Origin of the sequence: Actinomyces massiliensis 4401292 (assembly GCF_000269805.1) — a bacterium.
GTDB lineage: Bacteria > Actinomycetota > Actinomycetes > Actinomycetales > Actinomycetaceae > Actinomyces > Actinomyces massiliensis.
Genome location: NZ_JH711481.1, coordinates 497,779 through 512,822 on the forward strand (window position 1 = coordinate 497,779; position 15,044 = coordinate 512,822).

The 15,044-nt window shown below is 66.5% G+C and carries 18 protein-coding genes; 7 read left to right on the forward strand and 11 right to left on the reverse strand.

Annotated elements, in window-relative coordinates; genetic code table 11:
- Together W5W_RS16285 and W5W_RS16540 are read right to left on the reverse strand one after the other, a co-directional pair.
- A partial coding sequence (locus W5W_RS16285; RefSeq protein ID WP_017194160.1) for a hypothetical protein occupies positions 1-1,186 on the reverse strand: 1,186 nt, incomplete at its 3' end.
- 428 nt (positions 1,187-1,614) lie between these two features.
- Positions 1,615-1,836 (reverse strand): hypothetical protein, encoded by a 222-nt coding sequence (locus tag W5W_RS16540; RefSeq protein ID WP_017194161.1) that lies wholly within the window; start codon positions 1,834-1,836, stop codon positions 1,615-1,617.
- Between W5W_RS16540 and W5W_RS16545 the strand changes: the two genes are divergently transcribed.
- Positions 1,835-2,056, forward strand: coding sequence for a hypothetical protein (locus W5W_RS16545; RefSeq protein WP_029574012.1), 222 nt, complete (start codon positions 1,835-1,837; stop codon positions 2,054-2,056). The genes W5W_RS16540 and W5W_RS16545 overlap by 2 nt on opposite strands.
- Before the next feature lie 194 nt (positions 2,057-2,250).
- Positions 2,251-3,225, forward strand: coding sequence for an alpha/beta hydrolase family protein (locus W5W_RS0102135; RefSeq protein ID WP_017194162.1), 975 nt, complete (start codon positions 2,251-2,253; stop codon positions 3,223-3,225).
- 207 nt (positions 3,226-3,432) lie between these two features.
- Here W5W_RS0102135 and W5W_RS0102140 read toward each other — a convergent pair whose 3' ends face one another.
- The 3 genes from W5W_RS0102140 to W5W_RS0102150 form a co-directional block, all read right to left on the reverse strand.
- Positions 3,433-4,632 (reverse strand): AI-2E family transporter, encoded by a 1,200-nt coding sequence (locus tag W5W_RS0102140; RefSeq protein ID WP_029574013.1) that lies wholly within the window; start codon positions 4,630-4,632, stop codon positions 3,433-3,435.
- 382 nt (positions 4,633-5,014) lie between these two features.
- On the reverse strand, positions 5,015-5,860 hold the full coding sequence (locus W5W_RS0102145; protein WP_017194164.1) for an alpha/beta fold hydrolase: 846 nt from the start codon (positions 5,858-5,860) through the stop codon (positions 5,015-5,017).
- 79 nt (positions 5,861-5,939) lie between these two features.
- Positions 5,940-6,275 carry a DMT family transporter gene (locus W5W_RS0102150; RefSeq protein ID WP_017194165.1) on the reverse strand — a complete coding sequence of 112 codons (336 nt, stop codon included), beginning with the start codon at positions 6,273-6,275 and terminating at the stop codon, positions 5,940-5,942.
- Between the two features lie 111 nt (positions 6,276-6,386).
- Here W5W_RS0102150 and W5W_RS0102155 point away from each other — a divergent pair, with 111 nt between their 5' ends.
- On the forward strand, positions 6,387-6,977 hold the full coding sequence (locus tag W5W_RS0102155; protein ID WP_008733440.1) for a TetR/AcrR family transcriptional regulator: 591 nt from the start codon (positions 6,387-6,389) through the stop codon (positions 6,975-6,977).
- Between the two features lie 68 nt (positions 6,978-7,045).
- Here the strand turns inward: W5W_RS0102155 and W5W_RS0102160 are convergent, their stop codons facing one another.
- Positions 7,046-7,432, reverse strand: coding sequence for a YvaD family protein (locus W5W_RS0102160; RefSeq protein ID WP_017194166.1), 387 nt, complete (start codon positions 7,430-7,432; stop codon positions 7,046-7,048).
- A 405-nt stretch (positions 7,433-7,837) separates the two neighbouring features.
- Between W5W_RS0102160 and W5W_RS14445 the strand changes: the two genes are divergently transcribed.
- Complete coding sequence (locus W5W_RS14445; protein WP_034498261.1) at positions 7,838-8,383, forward strand: S-ribosylhomocysteine lyase; 546 nt, start codon at positions 7,838-7,840, stop codon at positions 8,381-8,383.
- A complete protein-coding gene (locus tag W5W_RS0102170) occupies positions 8,383-9,336 on the forward strand; it encodes an AlbA family DNA-binding domain-containing protein (protein ID WP_017194168.1) in 954 nt (317 codons plus the stop codon). The genes W5W_RS14445 and W5W_RS0102170 overlap by 1 nt, the downstream gene beginning before the upstream one ends.
- A 446-nt stretch (positions 9,337-9,782) precedes the next feature.
- Here the strand turns inward: W5W_RS0102170 and W5W_RS16785 are convergent, their stop codons facing one another.
- Both W5W_RS16785 and W5W_RS0102180 read right to left on the reverse strand, forming a co-directional pair.
- Positions 9,783-9,905 (reverse strand): hypothetical protein, encoded by a 123-nt coding sequence (locus tag W5W_RS16785; protein ID WP_017194169.1) that lies wholly within the window; start codon positions 9,903-9,905, stop codon positions 9,783-9,785.
- Positions 9,906-10,091: 186 nt separating this feature from the next.
- A complete protein-coding gene (locus W5W_RS0102180) occupies positions 10,092-10,466 on the reverse strand; it encodes a hypothetical protein (protein WP_238533225.1) in 375 nt (124 codons plus the stop codon).
- A 225-nt stretch (positions 10,467-10,691) separates the two neighbouring features.
- On the opposite strand from W5W_RS0102180, the gene mtnN reads away from it, so the two are divergent.
- Both mtnN and W5W_RS0102190 read left to right on the forward strand, forming a co-directional pair.
- On the forward strand, positions 10,692-11,447 hold the full coding sequence (gene mtnN / locus W5W_RS0102185) for a 5'-methylthioadenosine/S-adenosylhomocysteine nucleosidase (RefSeq protein WP_017194171.1): 756 nt from the start codon (positions 10,692-10,694) through the stop codon (positions 11,445-11,447).
- Between the two features lie 223 nt (positions 11,448-11,670).
- The gene (locus W5W_RS0102190) at positions 11,671-12,795 is read left to right on the forward strand and encodes an AAA family ATPase (RefSeq protein ID WP_017194172.1); all 1,125 of its coding nucleotides are present in this window, start codon (positions 11,671-11,673) and stop codon (positions 12,793-12,795) included.
- 66 nt (positions 12,796-12,861) lie between these two features.
- Here the strand turns inward: W5W_RS0102190 and W5W_RS15945 are convergent, their stop codons facing one another.
- The 3 genes from W5W_RS15945 to W5W_RS0102200 form a co-directional block, all read right to left on the reverse strand.
- Positions 12,862-13,545 carry a hypothetical protein gene (locus W5W_RS15945; RefSeq protein ID WP_154650220.1) on the reverse strand — a complete coding sequence of 228 codons (684 nt, stop codon included), beginning with the start codon at positions 13,543-13,545 and terminating at the stop codon, positions 12,862-12,864.
- A 278-nt stretch (positions 13,546-13,823) separates the two neighbouring features.
- Complete coding sequence (locus tag W5W_RS0102195; RefSeq protein WP_017194173.1) at positions 13,824-14,126, reverse strand: antibiotic biosynthesis monooxygenase family protein; 303 nt, start codon at positions 14,124-14,126, stop codon at positions 13,824-13,826.
- A gap of 500 nt (positions 14,127-14,626) precedes the next feature.
- Positions 14,627-14,980 carry a winged helix-turn-helix transcriptional regulator gene (locus W5W_RS0102200; RefSeq protein WP_029574014.1) on the reverse strand — a complete coding sequence of 118 codons (354 nt, stop codon included), beginning with the start codon at positions 14,978-14,980 and terminating at the stop codon, positions 14,627-14,629.
- Positions 14,981-15,044 lie beyond the last annotated feature (64 nt).

The window sequence follows — 15,044 nt, forward strand, 5'->3', positions numbered from 1 at the left end:
GCATTTTATGCAGTAGCCCCTTGGCCCCATCTGCGATCGCCTTCCCAGCCGCCGATCCCACGGCTCCGCCGATAATGCCGCCGGCAATGCCGCCGACCGCGGCGCCCACCGGACCACCGAGGCACGCACCCATGCCCGCGCCGACCTTGGCTCCGAGCGCACCGCCGGCCCAAGCACCTCCAGCGGTGCCCAGACCGGTCGCCGCCGCACGGGTGACTTTCTCCCCGTCGCCCAGCGACGGGTCATGCGAGTCCTTCTTCCACTGGTCGTACGCTTCCACCCCGCCACTGGCCACGTCCCCGACGACACCGGCCACCTTGAGGACCTTGCCGACCCTGCCGGCCCCGGAGGCGACCTTCGCAGCAGTGGAGTCCTCCGCTCCGGCACCCGGTTTCCAGTTGCCCAGATCGCCATCGTGGATGGCGCTCCGCGTCCTGCCGACGGTTCTTCCATCAACGGCCTTATGGCTGGTCCTGACCTTCCCATTGCCGAGTTCTGTCGTCACGCGCGCATTCGTTTTCCGCAGAGCAAGGGCCCGCGTCAAGCTAGCAGCATTCGATGCGCGGCCGATCGCCCATTTCGCAACATTCACCGCCGCCCTCGCGCCGCCGCCCTTCGTATTGGGCACGACGACCCCCACGACGGTCTTCGCCACCGGATTGGTGATATCCGTTATCGCATTGCAGGCGTCCGCGAACGCCTGGCGGGCCTCGGTCTCCCGGAGGCGGATATCGCTGGCCTGGGTCTCCAGGTTCTTGTACAGGGCGGTCTTCGCCGCCGCATCACTGTCACTCCCCCCACCGGCGCCGCCACCGCCGTCTGCGGGCGCCGCCATGACGGTCGCCGGGTCGTACACGGTCTCCCCATTGAGAAGCAGGCCGCCCGCGGTCGCCTGGTCTCGGATCCCCTGCAAATCCGTCTTGACGCTGCTCAGAGCGCTCGCCAGGTTGTCAAGAGCCGTCTTGTAGCTCCCCAGGTTCGATACCAGACTCTCGCAGTCAGCGACCGACGTGGAGATCGACCCCGAGGCGGCCATGGCCGACGATCCCTCCAGCTCGCACACGCTCTTGCGCGCGCTGATCAGATCATCCTCAGTACTATCAACATGCGACTTGATGTTACCGATCGCCGTCGCCGATGCCGTGATATCCGATGGCGTCGCATCCAGATGAGTATCAATCGGCATAACCACTGCCCTCCGAAAAATAAGCGCCTTGCCCGCCACTCCCAAAAGGATTCGATTCCGCCCGCGGATATGGTGAGTACCACGGAAACCCCGAACTCGATATGACCACCAGCACCTGACTACGATCCCACTTCGACTGGCCCGACATCTGACAACCTCTCACACGTGTCGTATCGTTATTCGTTCATCGTGGACGGGGACGGCTCCATACCCTAGCACCGGGACTCGGACCGGTCACGGGAACGCGCCCCCTCGACTCGCACGGCCCGACCGCTCCGGACCCCGGAGTCCCGCGCCATGCACCCGAACGGGTCGCGGCGATCGACACCACGCCCCGGAGGCGGGAGGGGCGGAACCCGTGCCGCGGCACAGCGCCGCCACCGGCGTACGGCGAACGCCTCGGAACCCGAGATGCTTCATCGGTCTCATCACCCTGCCGGCGAAGACGTCGGCGGCACGACGATCGCGACGGGGTGGTCGATGGGAAGGGCGCGGTCCTGGCCACCGTGCGCCGCGACTCGCCCACCATCGATCGCGAGGCCGTCGTCGAGACCATCGCCGCGGTCGCCAACGAGCTCGTCGCCCAGTACGACGCCCCCCACCGTCGGCATCGGCGCGGCCGGCTTCACCTCCTCGGACCGCAACACCATGGTCCACGGCACCAACCTCGACTGGACCGGCGCGCGCCTCGCCGATGAGGTCGGCGGATGCACCGGCACGCGCGTCGTCGAGAACGACGCCAATGCCGCGGGTTGGGCCGCGGCCGGCAGCATTCTGCCGACCCCCGTGCGGGAGGGCCTCGACAGCGGAAGGGCCCGCCACCAACCGGTACGGGTGCCGACCTGCGGGAGGGCCTCGAGGCGCACCTGACGGCGCGCGTGCACCGCCCCGCCAACCCCGTGGTCGTCTCCAGTGCCGGTCAGGAGGCGGGCATCATCGGCACCGCGGATCTCGCCCGGCAGGACTGACGACGGCGGGGCCGCGCGCCGACACCGACCGCCTCCGCCAAGGCGGTAGTGTGCCCGGAGCGCGGCTCCACTCCGGGGGCCGGGAGAGGGGAGGGTGTGCCCGCATCACCGATCAGTCGCAGGGCCGTCGTCGGAGCGCTGGGGGTGGCCGGGGCGTGGACGCTTCTGAGCGCCTGCGGGCACGGCTCCCCCGACGGCGCGCCGTCCGACGCCGTGACCAGCACGGCGACTGACTCGGCGACGGGAGCGGCGACCCCGACCTCCGGCGCACCCGACGTCGTCGATCCGGCGAGTCTGCCCTCCTACGACTACGAAGAACGGGAGCTGGCCGTCGTCAGCCAGGGGGAGACCATGGCGGGCCGCCTCTACGCGCCCGCCGTCGCTGGCCCCGTTCCACTGGTGGTCTGCTCCCACGGGCTCGTCGGCTCCATCGACGATCTCGACCCCGTGGCCCGGACCCTCGCCGGGCTGGGGCTGGCCTCCTACCGCTTCGCCTTCCGCAATGGCGGACCGGAGGCAGGGGACACCACCCGCATGTCCGTCATGACCGAGGTCGCCGACCTCGAAGCCGTTCTGACCGCCGCCCGATCCGCCGCCGACGGCTGGGACGTCGTCGATCCTCAGCGGATCGTCCTGCAGGGCGTCAGCCAGGGCGGAGCGGTCAGCACCATCACCGCCGCCCGCCACCCGGAGGAGGTCGCGGGACTGGCGCTGTGGTACCCGGCCTTCTCCATCACCGATGATCTCCATAGCATCTTCGGCTCCCTTGACAACGTCCCCGAGACCCTCACTCTCGGGGGGTACCGCCTGGGCCGCATCTACGCCGAGGACATGTGGGACTACGACGTGTACGCCGATATGCCCCGCTACTCCTCACCGGTTCTCATCGTCCACGGCACCGCCGATGCCACCGCGCCCATCAGCTACTCCGAGCGGGCCGAGAAAACCTTCCCCGACGCCGGTCTCCTGCCCATCGACGGCGCGGGCCACGGCTTCTCCGGGCAGGCCTGGGACCGGGCCATGGGGGGCACGGCCGCCTACCTGCAGCGCATCGGCGTGCTCGGCGGCTGAGTTGCAGCTTGTCCACCGCGGCGGTTCAGAGCCGGAGGGGCGGGGCCGGTCTCCGTCAGCGAACTCAGCGAACTCAGAAAGCTCAGAAAATACTGCAATCGCAAGAATCTCTGATCGACTCCCGGCATCAGCGGCGGCTCTCAACCGCCGCTATGGACACGTGACGTCGTCGAGGGACGAACGCCGGCGCAACCCCGGCGCCGGCGCCTATTCGCCGGCCTCCACGGCGGGCCGGCCGTACTGCGGATCCTCCTCGCCGACGCCGTCGCCATCCAGGTCGAGCTCCTCGACAACGCGGGGATCGAGCTCATCGGGCTGCAGCACAGGGTTGTCGCCGGCGGACAGGAAAACGCCCACCCAGCGCGAGCGGCGGTCGGAGTCGATGAGCACGCACTTGACGAAGAGCGTGAGCGGCACGGCGAGGATCGTGCCGAGCGCTCCGATTACCTGGCTCCAGAACAACAGGGACAGGAAGGTCGTGGTCGTGTTGAGGCCGACGGCGTCACCGGTGAACTTCGGCTGGATGAGACTCTGGATGACGAAATTGAGCACCGCGTAGGCGACGACCACCCACAGCGCCGTCCACGGCCCGGAGTCCACCAGTGCCAGGAGGGCCGGCGGAATGACGCCGAGGAAGAAGCCGATGTTGGGGATGTAGTTGGTGATGAAGGACAGCACGCCCCAGGTCACCGCCATCGGCACCCCGAGGAATCCCAGGGCGGCGACGTCGAGCACCGCCACGATCAGGCCGAAGATGGTCGACACCAGCCAGTAGGAGCGCACCGCCCCGGCGAAGTCCGCGAGCGCACGGGCGATCCCGGGCTTGAGGACGGTCAGCGCCTGGGCCCGCACCTCGATGCGGGACATGTCGAACATCAGGAAGATGACCGTCAGCGCCATGACGCTCAGGATGGAGCCGAAGTTCGTGACCTGCTCGAGGAGCCCCTGGGCCACCATGACGATCTTGTTGGTGTCCATGGCCTGGGAGACCTGGCCGAACAGAGCGGACTGGTCCACGCCGAAATGCGTCAGCAGCTCCTGAATGCTCTTCCAGATGGCCTGGAACTTGACCGTGTAGGTGGGCAGGGTATCGACCAGCTGCACGATGGCCACCCCCAGTGCCGCGAACATCGCCAGCACGAAGGTGTAGATGAGGATGATCGCCCCCACGGCGGACACGGACCGGGGCACGTGGTGGCGACTCGCCCAGCTCACCAAGGGCCGCACGGTGATGACCAGCGTGAGGGCGAAGAAGGCGGGACCGACGAGGGCGCGCGCCAAGTAGATCCCGACGCAGCCCACGGCCAGGGCGGCAATGGTGATCGCGATGGCCTCGCCCTGAGGCCGCTCGACGGACTCGACGGACACAGCCCGGTGTTCAGGTGTCGGCGCAGGGGTCTTACTCATGGACGGTATCCTCCCACGGCCGTATGACGCACTGCCGCAGGACGCACGCAAACCGCTCACACGGCGATCAGACAGCAAGACAGCGAAACAGCAAATGAAGTAGGCAGCCCGGCGCCTTTGCCGAGCCGTCTTCAGCCTACAGGACCCCGTCTCGACGGCGGCTGGGACCTCCGACCGCCCCGCGGCCCCTGCAGCACGGGCGCATCATTGTCAGCTTCCAGGACGGTTCCTTCATCGCGCTCATCGCCGGCATCCTGCTGCGCAGGCGGGCCAAGCGCATCGTCGCCGGCTGGCGGGCAGTGCGGCCCGCCTGAGCGGTGTCGGCTCCCGGGCCGGCTCCTGTGGAGTCTGGGAGCCCTCGCACCCGGGAGCCCTGTCACCACTACTGCTCGTCGAGCCCGGCCAGCCAGGGGTCGACGGCGTCGTAGAAGCCCGCGGGACGGGTGCGCCGCACGTCATGGGCGCCACCCGGCACGAGCGCCGTCGTCACGAGCGGGTTTGCGAGCCGCCCGACGACCTCCAGCCCCTCGTGCCCCACGCGCGCCGCACCGGGACGATCGCCGGTGACCAGGAGCGCGGGGACGGCGAGCTCCGCCATCGCCTCAGTCCACTCGACCTCCGGGGCGACGACGCCGGTGCGCAGCAGTGCGGGATCCGTGCGCTGACTGGCCCACACGCCCGCCACGGCCTCGGAGTCGGGCACCTCGGGGTCGGCCAGGGCGCGTGCCACCGCGGCCGCGGGGTCGGCGACCTCGGCGCGGCGGGCTCGCTCGCGCCCGGCACCGCGGGCGAGCAGTTCGGCCGGACTGCGCGAGCCGTAACGGGCCGGGTCGTGCAGAACGACGCCGCGGACCAGCTCGGGGCGGCGACCGGCCACCACCATGGCGGTGGCGGCGCCCATGGAGTGGCCGATGACGACGGGCGCGGGCGCGTCGGGCAGACCGAGAGCGCGCCGACCGCGAGCCTGGATCTCCAGGTCCTCCAGGACGGCCACGGCGTCGTCGACGAGGACCTCGCCAGCGCGCTCGAGCTCGTCGGACTCCCAACGCGGGGACAGGCCGTGACCGCGGGCATCCACGGCGATCACCCGATAGCCCAGGGCTGACCAGTGGTCGATGGCGTCGGCCTGGGAGACCGCCGAGGAGGTGATGCCGTGAAGTAGCACGAGGGTCGGAGCGTCATCGGGGCCGACGACGATGCGGGCGAGGCTGCGGCTGCTATAGGTCATGCCCTCATCCTGCCTCCGCACTCGACGTGTGGCCACGGGTTCTCCGACCGACAGCGCCGTGCACCTGCGAATCAGGGAATCAGAATTGGCTTCCGCGCCCGTACATTTCGATAAGGCTCACACCCATAATGACCAAGATTATGCCCGCCACCACAGCCGAAGACATTCTTTCCGAGAACACGAGCCAGCCGACAACCGCAGTAGCGGCCACCCCCAATCCCGCCCATACGGCATAAGACTCCGCCAGGGGCGCACCGCGGACAAGAGCGGCGAAGAAAAGGGCGAATGAAATCCCGTATCCGGCGACGGCGAGCGCCCACCAGATCCACATAGCATCCGCATCGGTCGCGGCGCGCAACGAGCTCGTCGCGAAGACTTCGGCGGCGATTGCGCCCAATAAGAGCCACACGTACATGCCGCAGAAGGTACTATACCGGACGTCCGGTATCAAGAAGGTGCGGCCTGTAGACTGCCCGGAGCAGGGCCCGACAGCAGCGCTCACGGCAGTAGATAAGAAGACGAGAAGATGCAGAAGAAGCAGAAAACGCAGAAGAAGGTCGCGATGCCGGATTCCCAGCCGCCCCTCACGCGTGACAGAATTCTTGATGCGGCACAGACGATTCTCCTCAGGGACGGGGGCGACCGCCTGACAATAGCCTCGGTGGCCAAAGAGGCGAGAATCAGCAAAGGCGGACTCTTCTACCACTTCGCATCGAAGCAGGAGCTGGTGGAAGGACTCATCGAGAGGTACACCAGGGAGTTCGATCTGCTTCTAGAATCGGCCGGCGATTCACCCGGATCAGCTATCGACACCTACATCCGGTCCGCCGGCAGATCGGATGGTCCGGCATCCCGGGGGGTGATCGCCATGCTGGCGGCCGTCATCGTGGATTCGGAAGCCCTGGGATTATTGCGCCAGAAGTACGATCACTGGAATGAGCGCCTGCACGCCGATGGAATTCCTCCCCATATCGTATCCACGGTGCGCTACGCCGTAGATGGGCTCTGGCTCGCCGATACCCTGCAGCTCGCCGCTCCCAGCCGGAGCTCTCGCGACAGGACGATCGAATTCCTCCAGCAGATGGTGGAGCCCTTCAAAGCGGGACAGAACACATGAACGCATAGCCGGATATGGCCTGACGAGCCCGCGCCGGCGCGCTCCGAAGCGCATTCACTATTCACGGCTCATGCCTTCCCGCAGACGAGGCGCTTGCAGAGGTAGCACGGAACAAGCATCAGCACGATATTCGGCACCCACCAACCGAGAGTGAAGTCCCCGTAGTACGCCCAGAAGGATATGGCCATGAAGCCCGCGCAGAAGGTGAGCGTCAGGCCGACCATCAGAACCGCCTCTCCGAGCCGCCACCCCTTCCCGGTCAGGTACACACCCCAGCAACCAGCCGCCACGGCCAGAAGATCCAAGGGGAAGAACGACCAGTTCCACGCTTGAACAACCTCGTTTCCGTAGTCCTTGAAAGCACTCTCGGGAGGAATCAGGTGCATGGCGGTCGCAACCCAGTAGACGATCAAACAAATGTCCACGATCACAAGCATGAATTTGGCGCGACGCATATTCTCCTCCTCAATTCCCTTCCACTCCTCTCCTCGATCCGCTTCAGCGGGCCGCGTGCAGGCCTTGTGCCCACCGCACGCAGATCCCGACCCTTCCCGACCCATGCAGACCGACGCGGACCTCGCACCTGCGAATCTCGCAACGGAGTCCCGTTTCCGACTATGCACCGCACGCCTCCGACGCGAGTTTCCGGCGATTACCCGCGATGCACATCCGGAGGCCTCCATCGGATATGTACTGTACCGGACGTCCGGTCGCTCATCAAGCATACCCCGCGCCGGTAGCCACCCGCCGCTCCCCGCATTGACGGCCGCGCACCGCTTCCGCGCGCCCGGCTCCGCGCACCCGGCTCCGCGCACCCGGCGACCGCCTGAGCCGAGACGGCCCAGCACTATGCTGCCTCCATGAGCGAGCAGAGCACGCCCCGGATGAATGTCGAGTCCTTCAACCTGGACCACACGCGAGTGGCCGCGCCCTTCGTGCGGATCGCGGACCGCAAGCGCCTGCCGGGCGGAGACGAGCTGATCAAGTACGACGTGCGCTTCTGCCAGCCCAACCGCGAGCATCTGGAGATGAGGGCGGTGCACTCCATCGAGCACCTGACCGCGGAGCTCATGCGCAACCACACCGATCGGCTCATCGACTGGAGCCCGATGGGCTGTCAGACCGGCTTCTACGCTCTGACCCTGGGGCTGGAGCCGGCCGAGTTCCTGCCACTGCTGGAGGCGACCTTCCGCGACGTCCTGGAAGCCACCGCCGTGCCCGCCGCCAACGAGGTGCAGTGCGGCTGGGGCGCGAACCACTCCCTGGAGGCGGCGCAGGAGGCGGTGCGAGCCTTCCTGGCGGCCCGCTCGGAATGGGAGATCGTCATCCCCGAGGCCTCGGCGGATTCTGAGGCGCAGGGGACTCCCGCGGCTCCCGTCGCCCGCGAGCAGGGCCAAGAAGCGTGATGCCCCTGGCCCTGGAATCGGCCGCCGAGGACGCCATCATCATCCCGCAGAGCCCGATCCTCCTGTTCACCGTCCTCCTGCAGCCGGGGATGATGCTGCTGGCCTACCTCGTGGGCCGGCTCACCCGCCGCATCCTGCAGCGCTGGGGGACGAGCCTGTCCTCCTCCGCGGCGACGCTGACGGCGCTGCTGGGCCTATGGGGCGGCCTGGCGCTGGGGGCCTGGCTCTTCGACGAGGACTACCTGTGGGCGACACGCCTGCTCATCTGCGCCGTCGCCACCGCCGTCGGGGTCATCGTCCTGACCTCCGCCGTCGCCGCCTGGTTGCAGCACGAGCCCGAGCTCGAGCCGATCGCCGAGGCCGCCCGCCGCGGGGAGTCCGAGCGCCTGGAGTTCAAGTCCTCCGCGCGCGTGAATCTGCGCACCGGCAAGCGCGACGACGCCATGGAGACCATCGCCGCCAAGACGGTGGCCGCCTTCCTCAACTCCCGCGGCGGCACCCTGCTGCTCGGGGTCGACGACGCCGGCCGCCTGATCGGCCTGGGCCCGGACTACACGACCCTGCGCCATGAGGATGCCGACCGCTACGAGCTCTTCCTGCGCGACCTGTGGCGCACCCGCCTGGGAGCGAACGCCGCAGTGCTGCCGCGCCTGGATTTCGCCCCGGCCGACGACGGCGAGGGCGACGTCTGCCGAGTCACCGTGCCGCCCTCGCCGGTGCCCGTCTACCTGTCCGGTCCCAAGGGCAAGGGCGGGCGCGAGCTGTGGGTGCGGGCCGGCAACTCCACCCAGCGCCTCGAGGTCGATGACGCCATCGCCTACGTGACTCAGCGCTGGCCTCACACGGTGCGCCCCTCGCTGCGCAGCCGGATAGGCACCTACCTGCTCTACCACCGCCGCCCGGCCGGAGCATCGGCCGATGGTGACCGAACTTCGGGTCGGCTCCTCGGCTAGCGGCGCCGACCAGCGCGTCCTGTCGGCCAGCGCGTCCAACGTCGACTGCGGTCTGCAACGTGAACGTACCTTTCTCCCGTCCTTCTGACTTCTATCCCCAGAAGGATGGGAGAAAGGTACGTTGATACTGCAAAGGTACGTTCATGTTCCGTCGTGTCCTGAGCGGGCGCCCGGACGCTGCGCCCGCTCAGGCGGGATCCGCCTCTGCCGTGCGCGACGGCTCTTCTACAAGCTCTCATGCCCGCACCCCACCAACGACGCACCCCACCACCCCACCTACCGGCACAACCTCTTGCTACGCTCTTTTGCCCCTTACCACGCTCCTTCTCCTCGTACAGTAAGGAGCGAAGGGGCGTAGTAAGCGCCAAGGGTCCTCAGTAAGTCGCCGCTCTCGCTTCTTGCGATAGAACTTCTCGCGCAGGGACTCGACGCGGTCCTCCTAACTTCTACTTGCACTCCTGGCGGCGCTCCTCGTGCAGCACCCGGGCGGCCCCAAGCTCGGTGAGGACCCGGGCGGCCTCGAGCCGCAGGACCTGACCGCCCAGCGGGGCGACGTCGTCGTCGAGCACTTCGGCGGCGTACTCCTCGACCTCGGCGAGGATGGCGGTGCCCGCGGGCAGCCGCCTGCTGAGCTCGCCAATGGCGGACTCGGAGCGATCGACGCGGTTGGCCGAAGCCGCCGATCAGGGAGCCCGCGCCCCATCCCAGCAGCACGCCCAGCGTGCCTCCCAGAATGCGGAACGGCCCACCGCCCCTCACGCGGCCGCCGGTTCGCGCCGCAGCACGGCCAATGACGTGGCCCGGCCGCTGGAGTCCGCGGTTCCCAGCATGACGCCGCTGAGGGCGGAGTCGAGCACCGTGGCCGGCAGGACCCCGGCAATGCCGCTGGGAACGCTGGGAACGCTGGGTCCGCCGGAAGCACCGACCGCCAGAACCCACACGGCCTGGGCCGCCAGGGCCAGGAGCGAGATCGCGCTCGCCCCGCGCGCACCGAGAGCGGCCATGAGGGCGGCATGGAGCACCGTCATCGCCAACGCCCCTACCAGGAGCAGCCCACCCACGACCCACACGTTGCCGAACCGCACGCCCGCCAGCGCCACCGCCCCGGCCAGCGCCACCGCCTGGACCACGGCCAGCACCTAGAAGTGTCCAAAACGGAGGGGATTAGAGCCGGGCGCTGACGCACCTTCCGGGCGAAACCGCGGATTCAAGCGCCAGAAGGACACCACCCCGATGCCCAACGCTCCTGATCTCCTCCGTTTTGGACACCAATCCACCCTCCAAGCACCCTCCAGGCCGCTTCAAGGGCTGCGCGAGCCGCCGTTGAGCGTAGGCTCTTCGTCATGAACCCGGTCATGAGCGCTGCAGACCTCGCCCGCCCGGTCGTCACCCTTGTCTCCTGCGCCATGGACGAGGAGGTCCGACCCTTCCTGGATGCTCTGCCCGAGCGCGAAGGCGCCGACCCCATCGCACTGCTCGGCCGTGCCAAGGCCTGGCGGCTGCAACTTCCCGGCGAGGAGGACCGCGAGCTGGTCCTGGTGCGCAGCGGCATCGGTCTGGTGGCGGCGACGAGCGCCTTGACGGCCGCCCTCGCTCAGGTGCGGCCCGATGCCATCATCTCGGCCGGAACCACGGGCGGCCTGGGGCGCGAGATCGAGGTCGGGGATGTGTGCGCCTCGACCGCCCTGGCCTACACCGATGCCGATGCGACCGCCTTCGGCTATGCGCCCGGTCAGACGCCCGGGCAGCCGGAGTCCTTCAGCGGCGATGCCGTCCTGCTGGAGCGACTGGGGCACGTGGGGCCGCAGGCGCTGCGGGGGGCCACGGCGTCATCAGGCGCAGCCGCCTTCCACGCGGGCCGGATGCTGGCTGGAAACTCCTTCGTGACGGCGGCGAATGTGGGCGCCACGAGGGAGACGTTCCCCGACGCGCTCAGCACGGACATGGAGTCGACAGCTCTGGCGCAGGTGGCCGTGGGCGCCGGCATCCCCTTCGTCTCGGTCCGGGGCGTGTCCGACCTGTGCGGGCCCGAGGCCGGCCAAGACTTCCACATCGCCGCCGAGGAGGCGGCCGCCCGCAGCGCTGCCGTCGTACTGGCGCTCTTGAGCTGAGACGATCCGCGCCTAGCCACGGCCCGGCCTCCCGCTCCCGCTCTCGCCACCGGATGGCCGCAGGTACAAGATCCCGGAGAACAAGTCGGCTCGGTCCAGCTCCGCTCCACCGGACGGCCGCGCCGAGGCGGAATGAGCCGGGAAGGCCCAGAAGCAGAATCAGCCGTGGCCCCACTACGGTTCGCTAGGCTTGCGGCATGAGCGCTGAGCTTGGACGCCTGCTGTGGAGGGTTTCAGGTCGATTCGTCGTGTCGATCTGGACCTGACCACCGATGTCACAGTGCTCATCGGCGCCAACGGCTCGGGCAAGTCGAATTTGGTCAGCGCCCTGGAGTTGGTCTCGCGCATCTGGGACGACTCCTTCCAGGAGTACCTGCGCAGGCGCGGCGGGGTGGACAACCTCCTCTTCGAGGACGATGAGGGGACTGCTGAGCGCATCCTCATCGAAATGATGTCGGAGTTCGATGAGGGGAATTGTCGCAATGGCTACCGGGTGACGCTCCGGGAGGACGACTGGGATGAGTCGGGACAATCCCAGCTCCACGAGTGGCTTCTCTTCCAGGCCGGTCGGAATCGGGACAAGCCTTATGACGAGAATCTCGGTTCCGGAACGCGCAGCCGCGTTCCCAGATTCGCACAGCCCGAGGCCTCTGGCAGGCTTCACAACTTCGCCGCCTACGTGCGCCCCATCCTGGAGGGCTGCCGTGTCTTCCACTTCGACGACGTCTCGAGCAATGCCCCGGTCAAGGGGCGCTCGACCGTGGGCGACGACATCACCCTGCGATCGGACGCCGAGAATATCGCCGCCTACCTGTTGCGCGTGCGCGACGAGCACCCTCAGCATTACCGGCGCATTGTCTCGGCCATCCGCCGCGTCACCCCTTTCTTCGATGATTTCGTACTGGTGCCCAATGCTGCGGAGCGGATTCGACTGCGCTGGAAGCAGCGCGGGCTGGACCGAACCTTCATGGCCCATGAGGCCAGCGATGGAACCCTGCGCTTTATCTGCCTGGCCACGCTGCTGCTGGGGCCCGATCTTCCGGCGACCGTGGTCCTGGACGAACCGGGGCTCGGGCTCCACCCGGCGGCCATCGGCCTGCTGGCGGAGATGGCCCATGTCGCCGGCCGAAACGGGCACAGGGTGATCCTGGCGACCCAATCGGTGCCGTTGCTGTCTCATTTCGACTTGGACGCGATCGTGATGCTGGACCGGGACAATGGCGCCACGGTGGCGAGCCGCTCCGATCAGGAGGAGCTTGAGGCCTTCTTGGACGACTACTCGACCGGCACTCTGTGGGAGATGAATCTGCTGGGCGGTCGTCCGGCGCGCGAGAGCGTCCAGTCATGATGCGATTAATCCTCTAATACCAAAGACGAATTCACACATCCCGCCCCTTCATTTCTTTGGATTTAACTACCCGTCTGCACGCTCATTTACCCATTGTTGTATATACGAATGCACAATAAGGTAACTCATCAATGCAACAACGCCTTCAAATAACACTAGAATCAAAACCCCAGATTTTACATTCTCCGCCCCCACGAACGATGCCGCAGCAGAAACAATTAGCACAAATACAGATATAGTCAATCCGAGCAGAAAATTCTGTGAAAAATTGCCTTCGAGACAAAAACGAACATCAATATTCGTGGACCCTATGCGAATTCCTCCTAATTCGAACTGGCGCATTATAAGTTTCTTCTCCCGATACAGCCGTACGGAGAAAAACATACACAACGTCGTCACCAAGAACCCGATAATAAAATTTGAAATCGGTAACGTCGGGGAACGACGACAGGCCTCATAAAATATTACAATAGGAAAAACTGACGCAAGGACCATCAGGGCCACAAAATACCCGACGGGTACACGATCGTCAGCCACTAAATATCCTTGATTCTGCAATTTCATTCGAACAAGCGCATCGCGCCGAGAAGTATCCCTTTCAGAATCGAGCATAGAAGATAACCACTCAACTTTGCGACGAGCTCGTGATCCTGCGGTTAAACTGCGTACTATCCCAACAATCACGCCAGTAGAAGTAATCGTCGAAGTCGACACTAACAAAACATTCGCATCCGCCGGCAACCAATTCACACAACTACGATATCAAACCTGGCAAGCAAGCTACGCGCAAACCACACACCACTCCCAATCTTTCATACATCCTCTCCCCATTCGCAATTCGCACCAACAGCGAAGCCGCCATAGAACAGGCCATCAGCCCGCAGCCCCGCCTCGATATTCGACCGCTGCCCCGTCTTCGCGGCTTGGTGGGAGGACCTTCTGGCCTGACGGAACCAACCGGTGTCAATCGGCTCCTTCTCGCGGCCCCGCCCGCCGGACCGCCCAGGCCCCCGCCGGACCGCCCAGGATCAGTCGTCGAACTCGGAGACAACGGTGTAGATGCCGGTGCCGGGCGTCGCAATGGCGGCGGTGCGTCTGGCGTACTCCGCGGCGGCGGGGTCCGCCTGTGTCGCTCTCACGTCATCGGCGCTCCTCCAGCGAGCGATGTTGACGATACGACTCTTGTCATCGCTGGCGAGGAGCGTGACCGAGATGAATCCGGGCCGCTTGGAGATGACCCGCTCGGTGCCCTCATTCAGGATGCTGATCACCTCCTGCTGCTTGGACGGGTCGACGTCGATGACATTGATGAACGTGACGGGACTGGTCATCTCCCGTTTTCCTTTCTCATGGTGCTTCTCATGGTTCGCGTTTTTCCTCCGTGATCGGCGCCCGGAATACGCATCCGACCCCATGAGCGGGCCATCGCCCGGCTCCGCGAAGAAGACAACGCAGCCCGGCGAACTGTCAGCCGGATCGATCACCGACGGGGGCGGCCTCGTCTCCACAGTCCTCGATCCCGTATCCGCTGCCGACGCCGTAGCGCGCTTTTTCGTGGGCATCTGGGCATCTCTGCGCGCCAGCCCGACCTCGCGATACGGGACGAGCGGGTCAACAGCCGGCCGGGCCTTGTCGCCACCGGCTCAGGGAGTGTTCTGGCCATCATCAGCCTGACTCTTGAGGGCGGCAGGATCTATCGCATCCAGGACGGCCAGAAACCCTAAGAAACTCTCGGCATGGAAATCAGGGGCAGCTTCATGAACACCGAACGCCGCAACCGGGCACGAGACCAGGCACTACCCGCCTCAGCCGAACATGAGGCCGGCGTTCATCAACTCCTGGCGGCCTTAGGCTCCTGAGGCACGAAGGCCGAGACCGGGGCTTTCTCGCCCCACGCGCACATGGCGTCAAGAACCGGCTGCAGCTGCCGCCCGAGGTCAGTCAGCTCGTAGACGACCCGGGGCGGCACCTCGGCATAGGCGCGGCGGATCACGATGCCGCGGGACTCGAAGAGCCGGAGCCGGTTGGTCAGGGTGTGGGCGCTGATCCCCGGCAGGGCCTCGCGCAGCTCCCCGAAGCGCCGGGGTCCGTGGAGGAGCTCGCGCACGATCAGCGTCGCCCACGGCCCGTCGAACAGCAGCAGGAATCGGGCGACCCCGCACTCCGGAAGATCCACCTCATTCACGGGCATGCACTCTATCCCATTAGTGCAGTTGACGTAACTGGTGCTGTATATGCACCAATAGAGC

Excerpts from the sequence above, each read along its gene's own strand:
- W5W_RS16545 (WP_029574012.1), top strand. The coding sequence starts at position 1,835 with ATGGTCCACGGCACCAACCTCGACTGGACCGGCGCGCGCCTCGCCGAT.
- W5W_RS16540 (WP_017194161.1), bottom strand. The coding sequence starts at position 1,836 with ATGGTGTTGCGGTCCGAGGAGGTGAAGCCGGCCGCGCCGATGCCGACG.
- W5W_RS0102140 (WP_029574013.1), bottom strand. The coding sequence starts at position 4,632 with ATGAGTAAGACCCCTGCGCCGACACCTGAACACCGGGCTGTGTCCGTC.
- W5W_RS0102145 (WP_017194164.1), bottom strand. The coding sequence starts at position 5,860 with ATGACCTATAGCAGCCGCAGCCTCGCCCGCATCGTCGTCGGCCCCGAT.
- W5W_RS0102150 (WP_017194165.1), bottom strand. The coding sequence starts at position 6,275 with ATGTACGTGTGGCTCTTATTGGGCGCAATCGCCGCCGAAGTCTTCGCG.
- W5W_RS0102155 (WP_008733440.1), top strand. The coding sequence starts at position 6,387 with ATGCAGAAGAAGCAGAAAACGCAGAAGAAGGTCGCGATGCCGGATTCC.
- W5W_RS0102160 (WP_017194166.1), bottom strand. The coding sequence starts at position 7,432 with ATGCGTCGCGCCAAATTCATGCTTGTGATCGTGGACATTTGTTTGATC.
- W5W_RS14445 (WP_034498261.1), top strand. The coding sequence starts at position 7,838 with ATGAGCGAGCAGAGCACGCCCCGGATGAATGTCGAGTCCTTCAACCTG.
- W5W_RS0102170 (WP_017194168.1), top strand. The coding sequence starts at position 8,383 with ATGCCCCTGGCCCTGGAATCGGCCGCCGAGGACGCCATCATCATCCCG.
- mtnN (WP_017194171.1), top strand. The coding sequence starts at position 10,692 with ATGAGCGCTGCAGACCTCGCCCGCCCGGTCGTCACCCTTGTCTCCTGC.
- W5W_RS0102195 (WP_017194173.1), bottom strand. The coding sequence starts at position 14,126 with ATGACCAGTCCCGTCACGTTCATCAATGTCATCGACGTCGACCCGTCC.